This window comes from Rhodococcoides fascians A44A (assembly GCF_000760735.1).
GTDB lineage: Bacteria > Actinomycetota > Actinomycetes > Mycobacteriales > Mycobacteriaceae > Rhodococcoides > Rhodococcoides fascians_E.
This window is the reverse complement of sequence record NZ_JMEX01000008.1, coordinates 2,923,533-2,937,332: the sequence shown is the minus strand read 5'-3', so window position 1 is coordinate 2,937,332 and position 13,800 is coordinate 2,923,533. Positions and strand designations below refer to the sequence as shown.

17 protein-coding genes are annotated in these 13,800 nt (G+C 65.4%); 9 read left to right on the top strand and 8 right to left on the bottom strand.

The genetic code is table 11. The features are described from left to right. Positions 1 to 64 precede the first annotated feature (64 nt). Positions 65 to 907: a septation protein SepH gene (gene sepH / locus BH95_RS26115; protein WP_019664363.1), complete on the top strand. Its 843-nt coding sequence runs from the start codon at positions 65 to 67 to the stop codon at positions 905 to 907. 34 nt (positions 908 to 941) lie between these two features. Then, positions 942 to 1,676, top strand: coding sequence for a DUF6928 family protein (locus BH95_RS26110; RefSeq protein WP_019664362.1), 735 nt, complete (start codon positions 942 to 944; stop codon positions 1,674 to 1,676). Here the strand turns inward: BH95_RS26110 and BH95_RS26105 are convergent. Continuing rightward, positions 1,633 to 1,923: a DUF2537 domain-containing protein gene (locus tag BH95_RS26105; RefSeq protein WP_020111509.1), complete on the bottom strand. Its 291-nt coding sequence runs from the start codon at positions 1,921 to 1,923 to the stop codon at positions 1,633 to 1,635. The two genes, BH95_RS26110 and BH95_RS26105, sit on opposite strands and share 44 nt — an antisense overlap. Beyond that, positions 1,920 to 2,729, bottom strand: coding sequence for a TrmH family RNA methyltransferase (locus BH95_RS26100; RefSeq protein WP_019664360.1), 810 nt, complete (start codon positions 2,727 to 2,729; stop codon positions 1,920 to 1,922). Before BH95_RS26100 ends, BH95_RS26105 begins: the two co-directional genes overlap by 4 nt. Positions 2,730 to 2,786: 57 nt before the next feature. Here BH95_RS26100 and BH95_RS26095 point away from each other — a divergent pair, with 57 nt between their 5' ends. Then, entirely contained in the window at positions 2,787 to 3,986 is a 1,200-nt protein-coding gene (locus tag BH95_RS26095) for a GNAT family N-acetyltransferase (protein WP_019664359.1), read from the top strand. Positions 3,987 to 3,990: 4 nt separating this feature from the next. Here BH95_RS26095 and BH95_RS26090 read toward each other — a convergent pair whose 3' ends face one another. From BH95_RS26090 to BH95_RS26080, 3 genes are read right to left on the bottom strand one after another with little or no spacing between them, the layout of a single operon-like run. Beyond that, positions 3,991 to 4,632, bottom strand: a complete 642-nt coding sequence (locus BH95_RS26090) for a response regulator transcription factor (protein WP_019664358.1) — start codon at positions 4,630 to 4,632, stop codon at positions 3,991 to 3,993. Beyond that, positions 4,629 to 5,669 carry a sensor histidine kinase gene (locus tag BH95_RS26085; RefSeq protein WP_037184979.1) on the bottom strand — a complete coding sequence of 347 codons (1,041 nt, stop codon included), beginning with the start codon at positions 5,667 to 5,669 and terminating at the stop codon, positions 4,629 to 4,631. The genes BH95_RS26090 and BH95_RS26085 overlap by 4 nt, the downstream gene beginning before the upstream one ends. Before the next feature lie 16 nt (positions 5,670 to 5,685). Next, on the bottom strand, positions 5,686 to 6,210 hold the full coding sequence (locus BH95_RS26080) for a hypothetical protein (RefSeq protein ID WP_230594381.1): 525 nt from the start codon (positions 6,208 to 6,210) through the stop codon (positions 5,686 to 5,688). Positions 6,211 to 6,381: 171 nt separating this feature from the next. Between BH95_RS26080 and BH95_RS26075 the strand changes: the two genes are divergently transcribed. The 5 genes from BH95_RS26075 to BH95_RS26055 are packed head-to-tail and all read left to right on the top strand — an operon-like array spanning position 6,382 to position 10,170. Then, positions 6,382 to 6,606: a hypothetical protein gene (locus BH95_RS26075; RefSeq protein ID WP_019664355.1), complete on the top strand. Its 225-nt coding sequence runs from the start codon at positions 6,382 to 6,384 to the stop codon at positions 6,604 to 6,606. Then, a complete protein-coding gene (locus tag BH95_RS26070) occupies positions 6,603 to 7,523 on the top strand; it encodes an ABC transporter ATP-binding protein (protein WP_020111514.1) in 921 nt (306 codons plus the stop codon). Before BH95_RS26075 ends, BH95_RS26070 begins: the two co-directional genes overlap by 4 nt. Next, a complete protein-coding gene (locus BH95_RS26065) occupies positions 7,520 to 8,293 on the top strand; it encodes an ABC transporter permease (protein WP_020111515.1) in 774 nt (257 codons plus the stop codon). Before BH95_RS26070 ends, BH95_RS26065 begins: the two co-directional genes overlap by 4 nt. Positions 8,294 to 8,326: 33 nt before the next feature. Next, on the top strand, positions 8,327 to 9,568 hold the full coding sequence (locus BH95_RS26060) for a sensor histidine kinase (protein WP_037185582.1): 1,242 nt from the start codon (positions 8,327 to 8,329) through the stop codon (positions 9,566 to 9,568). Further along, the gene (locus BH95_RS26055; RefSeq protein ID WP_019667292.1) at positions 9,565 to 10,170 is read left to right on the top strand and encodes a response regulator transcription factor; all 606 of its coding nucleotides are present in this window, start codon (positions 9,565 to 9,567) and stop codon (positions 10,168 to 10,170) included. Before BH95_RS26060 ends, BH95_RS26055 begins: the two co-directional genes overlap by 4 nt. Here the strand turns inward: BH95_RS26055 and BH95_RS26050 are convergent. From BH95_RS26050 to BH95_RS26040, 3 genes are all read right to left on the bottom strand, one after another. Next, entirely contained in the window at positions 10,138 to 11,421 is a 1,284-nt protein-coding gene (locus BH95_RS26050) for an MFS transporter (protein ID WP_170947491.1), read from the bottom strand. The genes BH95_RS26055 and BH95_RS26050 overlap by 33 nt on opposite strands. Positions 11,422 to 11,498: 77 nt before the next feature. Beyond that, positions 11,499 to 11,927 carry a MarR family winged helix-turn-helix transcriptional regulator gene (locus BH95_RS26045; protein WP_019667294.1) on the bottom strand — a complete coding sequence of 143 codons (429 nt, stop codon included), beginning with the start codon at positions 11,925 to 11,927 and terminating at the stop codon, positions 11,499 to 11,501. 52 nt (positions 11,928 to 11,979) lie between these two features. Then, positions 11,980 to 13,434, bottom strand: a complete 1,455-nt coding sequence (locus BH95_RS26040; RefSeq protein WP_019667295.1) for an NCS2 family permease — start codon at positions 13,432 to 13,434, stop codon at positions 11,980 to 11,982. Positions 13,435 to 13,452: 18 nt separating this feature from the next. On the opposite strand from BH95_RS26040, the gene BH95_RS26035 reads away from it, so the two are divergent. Further along, the gene (locus BH95_RS26035) at positions 13,453 to 13,701 is read left to right on the top strand and encodes a DUF2530 domain-containing protein (RefSeq protein ID WP_019667296.1); all 249 of its coding nucleotides are present in this window, start codon (positions 13,453 to 13,455) and stop codon (positions 13,699 to 13,701) included. The last annotated feature ends 99 nt before the right edge of the window (positions 13,702 to 13,800 follow it).

Below are 13,800 nucleotides of genomic sequence, written 5' to 3'. Positions count from 1 at the left end.
ACGTCACGAGTGGATTACTGTCGACGAGGACGATATCGCGAGTCGGCGCGATGAGGAGGTCAAGGTGCGGGATCTACGCGTGGTCGGTCTCGAACCCGATGGGCAGTACGTGATCTGCGCAGATCCCAAAACCGGCGACAAATTCCGGCTTCCGGCCGACGACAAACTCCGCGCGGCCTCTCGCGGCGACATCGCTCGACTAGGACAGATTGAGATCGAAATGGACAGTTTGCTTCGCCCCAAGGAGATCCAGGCCCGAATTCGAGCGGGTGCCACCGTCGAACAGGTGGCAAGCGACTCCGGAATGGCACTGAGCCGTGTCGAGGTCTTCGCCCATCCCGTTCTGCTCGAACGCTCGCAGGCCGCGACGATGGCGCAATCCGGTCACCCACTTCGTCACGACGGCCCCGCGGTCCAGACCCTCGCGGAGGTCGTCGCACTGGCCTTCCGCGCACGCGGCCACCACCTCGACGAGGCCACGTGGGATGCGTGGCGGGACGAGGACAACAAGTGGGTCGCGCAGCTGAAATGGCAGGCCGGCCGCACCACCAACAAAGCGCACTGGCAGTTTCTGCCCGACGGACACGGCGGCACCATCACCGCTCTGGACGACGCAGCGGCCGAGCTGGTCGATCCGGACTTCGGGCGTCAGCTCCGCGGTCTCGCGCCGGTCCGAGCCCTCGAAGTTGCCCCGCAGGAAGAGTCGCAGCAGACGTTCGACGAGTACTACGGCACCACCGCGGACAGTGAACTCGACGAAGCCGTCGACGACGAACCGGCGGACGTCGTTGTGAACGAGCCCAAACATGATGCACTTCCGGCACCCAAAAAGGACAAGAGGGGCAAACCTGCCATGCCGTCGTGGGAAGATGTTTTGCTGGGTGTCCGCAGCAGCGGGCACAGCTGACATGAACCGCTGACAGTCGAGAAGGGTGCCGGGAGTGGGGGTCAAAGTATCGACCATCTGGTACACCGACGCACCTGACCCGGCGTCCTTGTTACGCGAGACGTCGGCGTCCGATCACGCTGCGGCCGCGGCCCTCGTCGGCCGGTTGATCCCCGACCTCACCGCGCTGCCGACAGCACCGACCCCTTTGCCGCAGTCCGCCGGAGTCGGACCCGACGCGATCGTCGTCGGTTGTTACCCGGGCACCACCGTCGTGTGTTCGCTGAACCTCTCGATCGCCAAACCGTCGTTGATCCCGGAGTCCTGGGTACGGCCTCTCGCCTCGGAGCACACGTACTTCGTTGCAACCGACCCGGAGAACGCATGGGGTGCGTTCGCCTACTGGGAACGCGGAACCCTTCGCCGCTCGTTCAGCGCGACCCCGATCTACATCTACGAGGACCTCGGCCTGCCGCTGGTGTGGGAGCGACCGTTCTGGGCAGGCGAACGCCCGTTGATCTATCCGCCCGGGGTGCTACCGGACCCACAATCGCTTCCGTTCCACCCGCAGGAATTCGCGGAAGCAGCGAACGCAGAATGGCTCGGGTTCCGCTACACGGGAGCGCCGCGCGGCGACGAGTTCGATCCGATGTCCGTTCCCGCGTCCGGTTTTGCGCTCTACACACCCGGCGAGGAACCGGCCGCCGAAGCTCCCGCACCGGTGTCCGCGCCGACCGATCGCAAGTTCATGCGTTGGCTGCGACGGAAATCCCCAGAGCCACAAAGCTGAGCACCCCGCCGACGCACACGCCGTACACCGGCCATCGCCACACCCGCGTCGACCGCCACCGCAGTACGGTCGGAGCCGCACCGCCGACGACGATCAGGTTGATCCCGATCGCGAGGAACACGTTGATGTGGGCGAGTTCTCGTCCGAACGCCGTCAGGGCAGCGCCGACGAGTACGGCCACGAACACTGCCACCGGGATGCCGGTGAACAACACGTCACGGTCGCGTGCCACGGCCCTGTCGGTCACGACGGCTGCAGCCGAACACGTTCGTAGAACGCCATCGCGGCAGCCGTGGCGACGTTGAGCGAATCGGTACCGGGCGCCATCGGGATCCGGGCCCTGACGTCGGTGGCGCGCATCGCGTGTTCGGTCAGTCCTGGCCCTTCGGCGCCCAGCAGCAGGGCCACCTTCTCCCCGGTCATCGCCTCCGCCAGAGGAATCGCCGACGGGTTGGGCGTCAGCGAGATGGTCTGAAAACCTCTGTCCCGGAGTATCTTCAGACCTCGAGGCCACTCCGGTACGCGGGCGAACGGCACTCGAAGAACGTGCCCCATCGACACTCGCACCGCGCGACGGTAGAGCGGGTCCGCACACGCGGCACCGAACAGCACGGCGTCGGCACCGAGTCCGGCCGCGTTGCGAAACATCGACCCCAGGTTCTCGTGATCGTTGACGCCCTCCAACACGACGACAGTTCTGGCGCCGTCGAGTACGTCCGCGAGCTCCAGTTCCGGCGGGCGGTGCGCGGCGGCGAGAACGCCACGGTTCAGGTGGAAACCGACGGCCTCGGCCATCACGTCCGCGGTCGCCCGATAGAACGGCACGTCGACGCCGTCGAGTCGGTCGCCCAGCTCTTTCAGGCGGCGGTCGACACCGAGAAGGCTGATGGGCGCGAACCTCGAGGTGAGCAGACGCTCGGCCACGAGCACACCTTCCGCGATCACCAGGCCTTTGCCGTCGGGCAGATCGGGTCGACGGTCGGACGAGTTGAGATCGCGAAAGTCGTCGAGCCGCGGGTCCGCGGAGTTTTCGATGTCGATTACGTGTACCACGTGTCCATCTTCCCACCCGTATGAAAAGCGTCCCCGTCTATGCCAAGCTGAGGAGCGATGACTACCGACGACACGATCACGATCCGTACCGCCACCGACGACGACTGGGATGCCGTCGCGCTGCTCGACGCGCACGCGTTCGGAGAGCACCAGAATTCCGAGGACCTGGCGGAGACACAGATACTGACCAGCTCCGAACACGTCGTCATGGCGTGGGACGGGGATGCGCCCGTCGGAGTCGCGATGCACTTCCCGATGTCGGTGACGGTCCCCGGCGGCACGCAGGTGGAGGCGTCGGGTGTGTCGTGGGTATCGGTCGCGCCGACGCACCGCAGGCGCGGAATCCTGCGACGCATGTTCACCCGGCAACACGAGAAACTCGAGAAGGCTGGTGCGCCGCTGTCGCTTCTCACCGCGAGCGAAGCCACCATCTACGGCCGGTTCGGTTACGGGCCTGCCACCGAGGAACATTCTGTGGTGCTCGATCGCCGGTTCGCGCAGTTCCACAAGGACGTCCCTCCCGTCACCGGGGTTCGCCTGATCGAGTCGGCCGAGGCATCGACCCTTCTCCCGGACATCTATCACCGGTGGCAGCGCAGGACGGCCGGGGCCCAGCCCAAACCGCCCATTCGCTGGGAGCGCTTCTTCGCGGACCGCGAGAACCGGAGGCACGGACTCACCGAACTGTTCTTCATCGCGCACGCCGACGGTTACGTCGCCTACCGGCGCAGCCCCACCGAGTCCAAGATCGTCGTCCAGGAATTCATCGCCGTCACGGACCAGGCGTACGCGGAGCTGTGGCAGGTACTCGCCGGGGTCGACCTCGTCGACACCATCGAAGTGAACCAGGCTCCCGACGAAGCGTTGCCGTTCCTGCTCACCAGCAATCGGCTACCGAAGATCACCGCCCACCACGACGCACTGTGGTGCCGGATCATGGACGTCGAGGCAGCGTTGGAGGCCCGCACGTACGGAGTCGACGCTCAGTTCGTCCTCGAGATCGAAGATCCGTTCCTGAACGCGGGCGGCACCTTCGACGTGACCATCTCCGAGGGACGTGCGTCGGTGACGCGTACCGAAGCAGCACCGGACGCGACGATGAAGCTCGACGTGCTCTCGGCGATGTATTTCGGCACTCACAGCGCCACCAGGTTCGCGGCGGCGTCGAGGCTGTGGGCACGTGACCCGGAAGCGCTGCACACCGTGGACCTCGCCTTCTCCACCGACCGCGCCTCGGTCATGGGCTGGGCCTTCTAGAAATCTACGGCCGGCCGACCACGCCGTTGGTGAAGGCGTAGTGCACGGCCTGCGCCCGGTCCCGCAGCCCGGCCTTGGCGAACAGGTTGTTGATGTGTGTCTTGACGGTCGCTTCGCTGACGAACAACGCCGAAGCGATCTCGCGGTTGGTGAGCCCTTCCGCGATGTGACGGAGCACCTCGGTTTCGCGCGGGGTCAGCTCCACCGGAGGAGCCGTCGGCGCCGCAGGTCGGGCGACGGCCAGCAGGCGCGCCTGCACCGCACGGTCGAGTACCGACTGACCTGCCACCGCCGCGCGGAGCGCTGCAGCAATTTCGTGTCGTCCGGCATCCTTGGTCAGATATCCGACGGCCCCTGCGCCGAGCGCGCCGAGGATGGAGTCGTCGTCCGCGAAGGTCGTCAGCACCACGACGGGCAGGTCCGGGTGTCGTCGATGCAGCTGCGCGGTCGCCTCCACCCCACCGATCCCCGGCATGCGAAGGTCCATCAGGACGACGTCGGGATCGACGCGGTCCACCTCCGCGATCGCCCCCTCGCCGTCGGACGCTGTCGCGACGACGGAAATGTCCTCGACGAGATCGAGCATCGTCGCCAGGGCTTCTCGCACCGACGTCTGGTCGTCGGCGATCACCACGCGCACGCTCATGCGTCGAGTGTGACGTGTACGCGCCACCCCTGGTTGGTCGGCCCTGCCGTCGCCGTACCCCCGACGAGGGCAGCTCGTTCACGCATTCCGACCAGACCCATCCCGCTGCCGACGACCGCGCTCGGCGACTCGGACGCCTGATTGTCGACGGTCAGTTCGATGCTCTTCGGGTGGAACGTCAGTGCGACGTCGACGGGTGCGTGAGGTGCGTGCCGATGCGCGTTGGTCATCGCTTCCTGAACGGATCGAATCAGGAACTGCGAGCCCTCGACCGACGGTTCTCGCGGTGATCCGTGCACCTCGAACCTCGCCTGATCGCCGACGAGATCACGCAGCGTCGGCACCAGCGGGAGGGCGTCGTCGCGCAGTGCCTGTACCGCGCGACGTGCCTCCACGAGGCCTTCTCGCGACAGCGACTGCGCCCGTCTGATCGATTCGCGGGCGGACTCGATCCGATTGCCGTCGAGCAACGCGTCGGCGACCTCGAGCTGCATGGTCACCCCGGACAACGAATGCGCGAGAACATCGTGGATGTCGCGCGCGATCCGGGCCCGTTCGGCGAGCGCTCGTTCACGAATCTGTGCCTCCAGTGCCGCCACCCGGTTACGTCGCGAATAACCGAGAAGCGCCGGCATGCCGACGACCAATCCGGCAATGGGCGGCCAGGTGTCGATGCCGCAGGCGTCGGCGATCGCGAGCGACACCGCACACGCGACGCTCACCGATGCCGCGAGCGGTAACGACACCGACGGACGGAAGCGGTACCCGATACTGCCCGCGACGAAGAACGGGAACACCGAGGCGATGGAATCGGTCGCGAACGGAAGCAGGGCCGCGGAGGCGACGATTCCGACACCGATCAAGCCGTTGCCCACCCGTGCCGGCACCCATTTCTCCGGCGCCGTCCGCACCGACATGACGACGCTGTTGACGACGAGCAGGCACAGCACGAGAAGGCCCTCACCCTCCACCCCGAGTGGGCGGAGGGTGAGGAACGAGGCGACGACGATCACCGCCGCGAAGTACGGGGTCAGCACGGATTCAGTCTGTCACTCACGCCGCGCGGGCGGCTCCGTGCCGCCACACCGCGTGGTCACCGGTCTTGCGTGCCTGCCATGCAATGGCGTGCCCGGTACGCGTGGCGCGGTAGAGGACCACAAGGCCCTCGGCCAGGAAGCCGACGCCCAGCGACAGCATCAGCGCGTGTCCTGCGACGGTTGCCGCCGACGCGTCGATGGAGGCTTCGATCGGTGCCGCGACCAGACGTACGGCAACCGACGCGATCAGCAGGGCCACCGACGCGACCGTGTAGCGCATGAAGGCGAAGCCGTCGCGGGGTTCTATCTTGATGGTGAACCCGCGAAGCACTCCCAGAGCCGCGGCGACGGCGACGCCGAACGCCACGAAGGCAACGGCCATCGGGGTGATGCCGACGGAGCCGATACTCGCGAGGCCGATGACCGCGATGACCCCGGGGAGCACCAATGTCCGGCGAACTTCGATCATCTGACCCGTCATGCGGCGGAACAGTAAGTAGAGAACCAGGGCTGCGATGAGGACGATCCAGGTGATGTTCATGTCCACAACGCTAGGAACGATCGAGTGCATTCGTATCGACCCACGGGTGGAGATCAGGTGGAGCTCGTCTCCGCCCCCTGACATTTGTCATGGCTCGGCCGTGACATCGTCACGCCAGCCGATGACGCACAGCACTACTGGCCGCGGCCGGATCGGACGAAAGTTGTTCTCATGAAACAACCAGACGAAGGAAACCTCTTCACCGACCTGATGGAGTTCGGCCCCGCGCCGACGATGGCGCGAGAGGTCGTCGTCATCGTCATCTCCCTTGCCCTCCTGGCCGCCGTCATCGCCCTCGTGGGCACCAGCACGCTCGTGTGGATCGTCGCCGCGGTCGCGGTCGTGTTCCTCGCGGCACGCTTCGCGTTCGGTCTTCGTGAGTGGGGCAAGCGATGAGCATCATCGACGTCGACGGCATGACCCGTCGTTACGGCACCGGCAAGACGGCGTTCGAGGCGGTCAGCGACCTGAATCTCTCGGTGCGGGAGGGCGAACTGTTCGGACTCCTCGGCACCAACGGCGCCGGTAAGACGTCCACTCTCGAAGTGATCCAAGGACTTTCGCGTCCGAGCGAAGGGACGGTGTCCATCATGGACATGGATCCGGTCCGCGACCGCCGCGACGTGCGCCCGAATCTGGGGATCATGCTTCAAAAGGGCGGACTTCCATCCGACCTGACCGCACTCGAGAGCCTGGAGATGTGGGCGGGCACGTGCAGCAACCCGCTGCCGGCACGCGACGTCCTCGCCCGAGTGGATCTGGCGGACCGCGCGGACACCCGGGTCAAGTTCCTCTCCGGCGGCGAGCAACGACGATTGGACCTGGCGTGCGCGATCATCGGGCAGCCGCGGGTGCTGTTCCTCGACGAACCGACGACGGGTCTCGATCCCGAGAGTCGCCGCAACACATGGACTTTGATCGAGGAACTCAAGCAGTCAGGTGTGACGATCATGCTGACCACGCACTACCTGGACGAAGCCGAGCAGTTGTGCGACAGGCTCGCGATCATGCACAAGGGCCGCGTCGTCCGTAGCGGAACCGTCGCCGACGTCATCTCCGGGCATCCCGCGAAGATCCACCTGGAACTCCCACCCGTGACGCTCCCCGAGCTACCCGGGGCGACGCTCGACATCGAAGGCGGTCGCCTCGTCATCTCCACCCAGACCGTGCAGGACACGTTGACCGACCTGTTGCTGTGGGCACGACAGTCCGGAGTACGCCTCGAAGGACTCGACGCCCGCGCCGCATCGCTGGAAACCGTGTTCCTCTCCATCGCAGACGAATTCGACGATCGTAAGGAAGTTGCAGCATGAGTACCCTGGCCACTCTCTCGCGCTCGGAGTTCACACTCCTCGTTCGCAACCGAGTACTGCTGTTCAACGCCATGATCATGCCGCTGCTGTTCCCCGTGGTGGTCCTGATCATCGGGCGGAACAGCGACGCGGGGTTGACCGACACGATCGTGTCCTCCGCCCTCGAAGTCTTCTCCCTGTTCCTGCTCGTGTTCCTGGTGTACTACAACTTGCTCTCGGCGTACGCCACGAGACGGGACGAGCTGGTACTCAAGCGACTTCGCACCGGTGAAGCCACGGACAATCAGATCCTGCTCGGCCCGGCCGTACCGTCGTTCGCCCTGACGATTCTCCTGACCATCGTCATCGTCGCCGTCATCGCAGTCCTGGGAGGCGGACTCCCCGTCAACCCGATACTCCTCGTGATCGGATTCGGCGGCGGCGCAGCACTGTTCGCCGCGCTGGCCCTGATCACGTCGACGTTCACCCGCAACGCCGAGGCAGCACAGATCACCAGCCTGCCGATCATCCTCGTCGCCATGGCCGGAACGTCGTTCCTGCGGGGAATCGTTCCCGAGTCGGTGGACACGGTCATCGACCTGACTCCGATGGCGGCCGTCCTCGACGTCGTCAACCTGGGGTGGCTCGGAACCACCGATCCGGATTCGGCCGCACTCGCCTTCGCCGACACCTTCTCCCCCGCCCTGAAGCCGATTCTGGTCATCGCCGCGTGGATCGTCGGGTCGATCGTGATCGCCAAGACACACTTCCGCTGGGAACCACGTGCCTAGAGTCCTCGGTCACGCTCTGGAAAGGTGGAGGACATGAACCTGCGGCGCTACCTCGATCCGCGAACGACATGGCGGGACACCAGCGACGTCGACAAAGTGCGGCTCTACACCCGCCAGTCGTTCGTGAGCATCATTGTCCTTCTCGGAGTGGTCGCGCTCGCAGAATCGGTGACCGAACGACTGTGGGTGTCCGGAGTCGCTCTCGCCGTCACCGCGGGCGCGACCGTGATCACGGTGCACCGGATGCCGATCATCGGCGGAATGCGCACCGGCGAGATTCGGTGGCCCCTCGCCGTCACGGCGGTCGCTGCAGTGGTGGCGGGGATCGCCGGAACGGCCACGTTCAAGATGTGGGCACTGCTCATCGTGGCCATCCCGGTGACGGCCCTCATCCCGCTCCGGTGGTCGGCGGCCATCGGGGTGGTCGCCGGAGTCGCAACCGGCGTCTCCCCTTACGGCCCCCTCGCCGGCGTCATCGCATTCGTAGTCGTGGTGGGTATGGCAGCCACGGTCAAGCTGTCGATGTGGCTACTGGCCGTCGTCACCGAACTCGACGCGTCCCGGGAGGCGGCAGCCCTGCTGTCCGTCGCCGAGGAGCGACTTCGATTCTCCCGCGACCTGCACGACGTCGTCGGCCGCGCTCTGTCCGCCATCGCGGTCAAGAGCGAACTCGCCGCCACACTGTCCCGACGCGGCGACGAGCGCGCCGCCGAGCAGATGGAGGAAGTCCGAGACCTGGCTCAGCACTCCATGACCGAGGCCAGACAACTCGTCCGCGGATACCGCTCGATCGACCTCGCCGCCGAACTGAACGGAGCATGCTCGCTCCTGCGGGCCGCAGGCATCGAGACGACCGTCACCGGCAGCCCCGACGACGTCTCACCCCACTTCAGCGAAGCTGCCGCCTGGATCGTGCGCGAAGGTGCCACCAACATCCTCCGCCACTCCGACGCCACCCACAGCAGCTTCGACGTCACCGAGAACTCCGTCCGCATCACCAACAACGTCCCCCACCGGCAACGGACAACCGACGGCACCGGACTCGCAGGACTCCGGGAACGACTCGCCGCCGTCGGCGGAACCGTCGACACCACCCTCACCGAGGACGAGTTCACCCTTACCGCGACCTTCGCCTCGGCATCGGCATCGGCATCGGCATCGACGAGCACCTCCACCCCCGCCCACCCCACTCCCGCCCACCCCGGTCATTCCGCAGGCTCCACTCCCGCCCACCCCGGTCATTCCGCAGGCTCCACTCCTAAGGTTGGTTCATGATTCGCGTACTCCTGGCCGACGACGAGAACCTGATCCGTTCCGCCCTCGCGACGATGCTGTCGCTGGAGGACGACATCGACATCGTGGCGCAATCCGATTCCGGGGAAGCAGCCGTCACCGCGGCGCAGCAACACTCACCCGACATCGCTGTTCTCGACCTGCAGATGGGCGGAATCGACGGTATCGAGGCCGCGGGTCTCATTGCCGACGCCGTCCCCACCTGTGCCGCCATCATCGTGACCAGCCACGGCAGGCCGGGATATCTCAAGAAAGCATTGGAAGCCGGAGTTCGCGGGTTCCTACCGAAGACGACATCGGCCGCGACGCTCGCCGAAGTTGTCCGGACCGTGCACGGCGGCGGCCGATACGTCGATCCATCGCTCGCCGCGGAAGCAATCGGCGCGGGAGATTCTCCACTGACCCCGCGTGAAGCGGACGTGCTCGAGTTCGCGGCGGACGGCGCGACCATCGCCGAAATCGCCTCACGCGCTCACCTGTCCCAGGGAACCACACGCAATTACCTGTCCTCGGCCGCTGCGAAACTGGGAGCAGCCAATCGGCACGAGGCGTCAGCCGTTGCGCGACGCCACGGCTGGATTTGACGTCACTTCCAGGGACGGCAGCCGACGACCGGGCGCGGCCCGGCTGACCCCGATCCGTAAACCGTTGTGCTTCAGCAGGTACACGGCCGCGATGACGCCGGTCAGGAGCGAGACGACGCCGCCGACGACGAGAGGGGCGCGGGGGTCCAGTACGTCCGCCAACCACCCGAGGACCGGACTTCCGATCGGTGTACCGCCGAGGAAACAGAGCATGTAGATACCCATGACTCGTCCACGCATGTCCGACGGCACGGACATCTGCAGTATGTTCATCGCCGACGTCGAGAACGTCAGGTTCAGTGCACCCGTCGGAATCAGCAGCAGCGCAACGAGCAGGTAGTTGGGCATCAGGCCGACGAGAAGTTCGAACACACCGAACGCGATGACCGCCCCGAGGAACAACCGGAGCCGAGGCGTCGTCGATCGTCGCGCGGCCAACGTCGCTCCCAGCAAAGTGCCCACCGCCAGCGTCGTCGACAGCAGACCGTATGCATCGGCACCGCTGCCGAACGAGTTCCGAGCCAACACCGCAAGACTCAGCGGAAAGTTCAAGCCGAACGTGGACACCACGAACACCGTCGCCAGCAACACTCGCAGGTCGGGCCGTCCCCACACGTAGGAAAAACCGGCTCGTACTTGCCCTTTCGCTCGTGGGGCACGTTCCACGGCGAACAAGTCCTTGGCGCGCATCGCGATCAACGCACCGAAGACGGCGGCGAACGACGCTGCGTTGATCAGAAAGACCCAGCCCGTTCCCACGAGCGTGATCAGGACACCGGAAATCGCGGGCCCGATGATCCTGGCCATGTTGAACGTCATGGAATTCAATGCAATTGCGTTGGACAGAGTCTCCTTGCCGACCATCTCGATGGTGAAGGACTGACGCACCGGAGCGTCGATGGCGGACGAGCACCCCAGCACGAAGGCGATGACATAGACATGCCACAACTCGACTACGTTGCCCACGTCCAACAGTCCGAGCACCAGACCACACACCGCAGCGAAGACCTGCGTGATCATCAGAAGCTTGCGCTTGTCGTAGCGGTCCGCCAGCACACCGCCCCACACCGACAGCAGCAACGTCGGACCGAACTGCAACGCCATGACGATGCCGACGGCAAACCCGTTACCGCCGGACAACGTCAGAACCAACCAGTCCTGAGCAACACGTTGCATCCAGGTCCCGACGAGCGACACGATCTGCCCCGACGCCCACAATCGGTAATTGCGCGTACGAAGCGCAGCGAACATCGGCGAGGCTGTGGGCACCCCATAGATATTAAACCTATCTAACGAGTCGTTCCGCAGGCTCCACTTCCGCTCCCTGCCTATTCGGACTCGCTCACCAACGCGCTGATGATCCCAACGGCATCGCGCAGGGTTGCGAGCTGGGTCTCGTTCAACCCGGCCAGCTGCGCAGTCATCCACGCCTCCCGCGCACTCGCCTCGTCCGCGATGAGCGTGTGCCCGGCGGGCGACAGCGACACGATCACCTGACGGCCGTCGGTCGGATGCGCGGTGCGCACCACCAATCCCAGGTCCGCCAGTGACGCGATGACCCTGGTCATCGACGGTGGCTGCACGCGTTCACGAGCCGCGAGAGCCCCCGGTGTCATGTCCCCCTCTCGGCTCAGCGTGGCCAAGGCCGACAGCTGAGTCAACGACACTTGCGAATCGACTCGTCTCCCCCTCAGATGACGAGTCAATCGCACGACGGCAAGCGACAGGTCGCTCGCCAGTTCACGGTTGTCCTTCACGTTATTTCCCGACGTCACAGCGAGGAGACTACGCCTAGCAGCGAGGATGAGCTCAGGTAACCGCGTCCGTGATGGGTCCGACCACGAAATACGCCACGAACAGTAGAGCGACGACCCAGAGCAGGGGATGTACCGACTTGGCCTTGCCTCGACCGACCGCGAGTATGACCCAGGCGATGAAGCCGACGCCGATACCGTTCGCGATGGAGTAGGTGAACGGCATCACGAGGATGGTCAGGAACGCGGGAAGAGCGATCTCGAACTTCGTGAAATCGATGTCCCTGACCTGTCCGATCATCAACGCACCGACCACGACCAGGGCGGGGGCCGCGGCTTCGATCGGGACGATGGCGGTCAACGGCGTCAGGAACATCGCGGCGAGGAACAGCACACCGGTGACGACGTTGGCCAGGCCGGTACGCGCTCCTTCCGCGATTCCCGACGCGGACTCGACGAACACCGTGTTCGACGACGCCGACGCCCCGCCGCCGGCGATGGCTCCGGTGCCTTCGATGACGAGTGCCTTGCCGATGCCGGGGAGCGTGCCCTTCTCGTCGACGAGATTCCCCTCCTTGCCCAGACCGGTCATCGTTCCCATCGCGTCGAAGAAGTTCGCGAGCACGAGGGTGAACACCAACAGGCTGGCAGCCAGTACACCGATGCGGGTGAACGCACCGAACAGGTTCACATCTCCGACCAACGACAGGTCGGGGATCTGGAAGAGCTGATCCGGGAGAATCGGGACGCTGAGGTTCCACCCCTTGGGGTCGACGCCCTGCGACGGACCCACGTCGGTGACGGCCTCGACGATGGCCGCGACGACGGTGGTGACGACGATTCCGATGAGCAGTCCACCGCGCACCTTGCGTGCGACGAGGATGCCCATGAGGAGAAGTCCGAAGACGAACACTGCCGTCGGCCACGACGCGATGGAGCCGTCGATGCCGAGCCCGACGGGAACCGTCGTACCGGCGGCGTCGGGAATTCGCCGGACGAATCCGGAGTCGACCAGACCGATGAACGCGATGAACGCTCCGATGCCGGCCGCGATCGCAGCTTTCAGCTCGGACGGGATCGCGTTGAACACGGCGGTACGGAATCCGGTGACGGCCAACAGCACGATGATGATCCCGTCGATCACCACCAGACCCATTGCCTCGGGCCAGGTGACCTGAGGCGCAATGGTCACCGCCAGCAGGGTGTTGATGCCGAGTCCGGCTGCGATGCCGAAGGGGTAGTTGGCGACGATGCCGAACAGAATCGACATGAATCCCGCGACGAGCGCGGTCACGGCAGCGACTTGCGACACCGGCAAGATGTTGCCGAGCACGTCCGTCTTGGCCGCGGCGTCGTCGGCGGAGAAGCTGCCGAGGATCAACGGGTTGAGTACGACGATGTACGCCATCGCGACGAACGTGACGACGCCGCCGCGCACTTCGGATCCAACGGTGGATCCACGTTCGGTGATCTTGAAGTAGTTGTCCAGGAGCCGGGACTGGAAGGCCATGGAGGTAACCTACATTTCGTGGACCCCGAGTCGGAACCGAACGAGCTCAGCCCCAGGCTGACCGATCCGGCTCCGGTGCTCGCGGCCGGTCTCGCTCTGTGGATCGCGGCAACGGTGGTCGTTCTGCTCGTCGGCGAACGGTGGTCGTCGGCGCTGCCCGTCTGCTGGGCCGGAATCGGCGTCGGAGCAACCGGTTACGTGGTGTTTCTCGTCCAACGCGCAGCATCGAGGCGCGGCAAAAAGACCGCGCAGCGCGGCTTGAACTGACCGACCGCCGTCCATAACCCACGTCACGTCGTGCCGCCGCACGTAATCGTCGTCACGCCACACATGCTCTGACGTGCGGAAACTCACCTCTGAATCGGT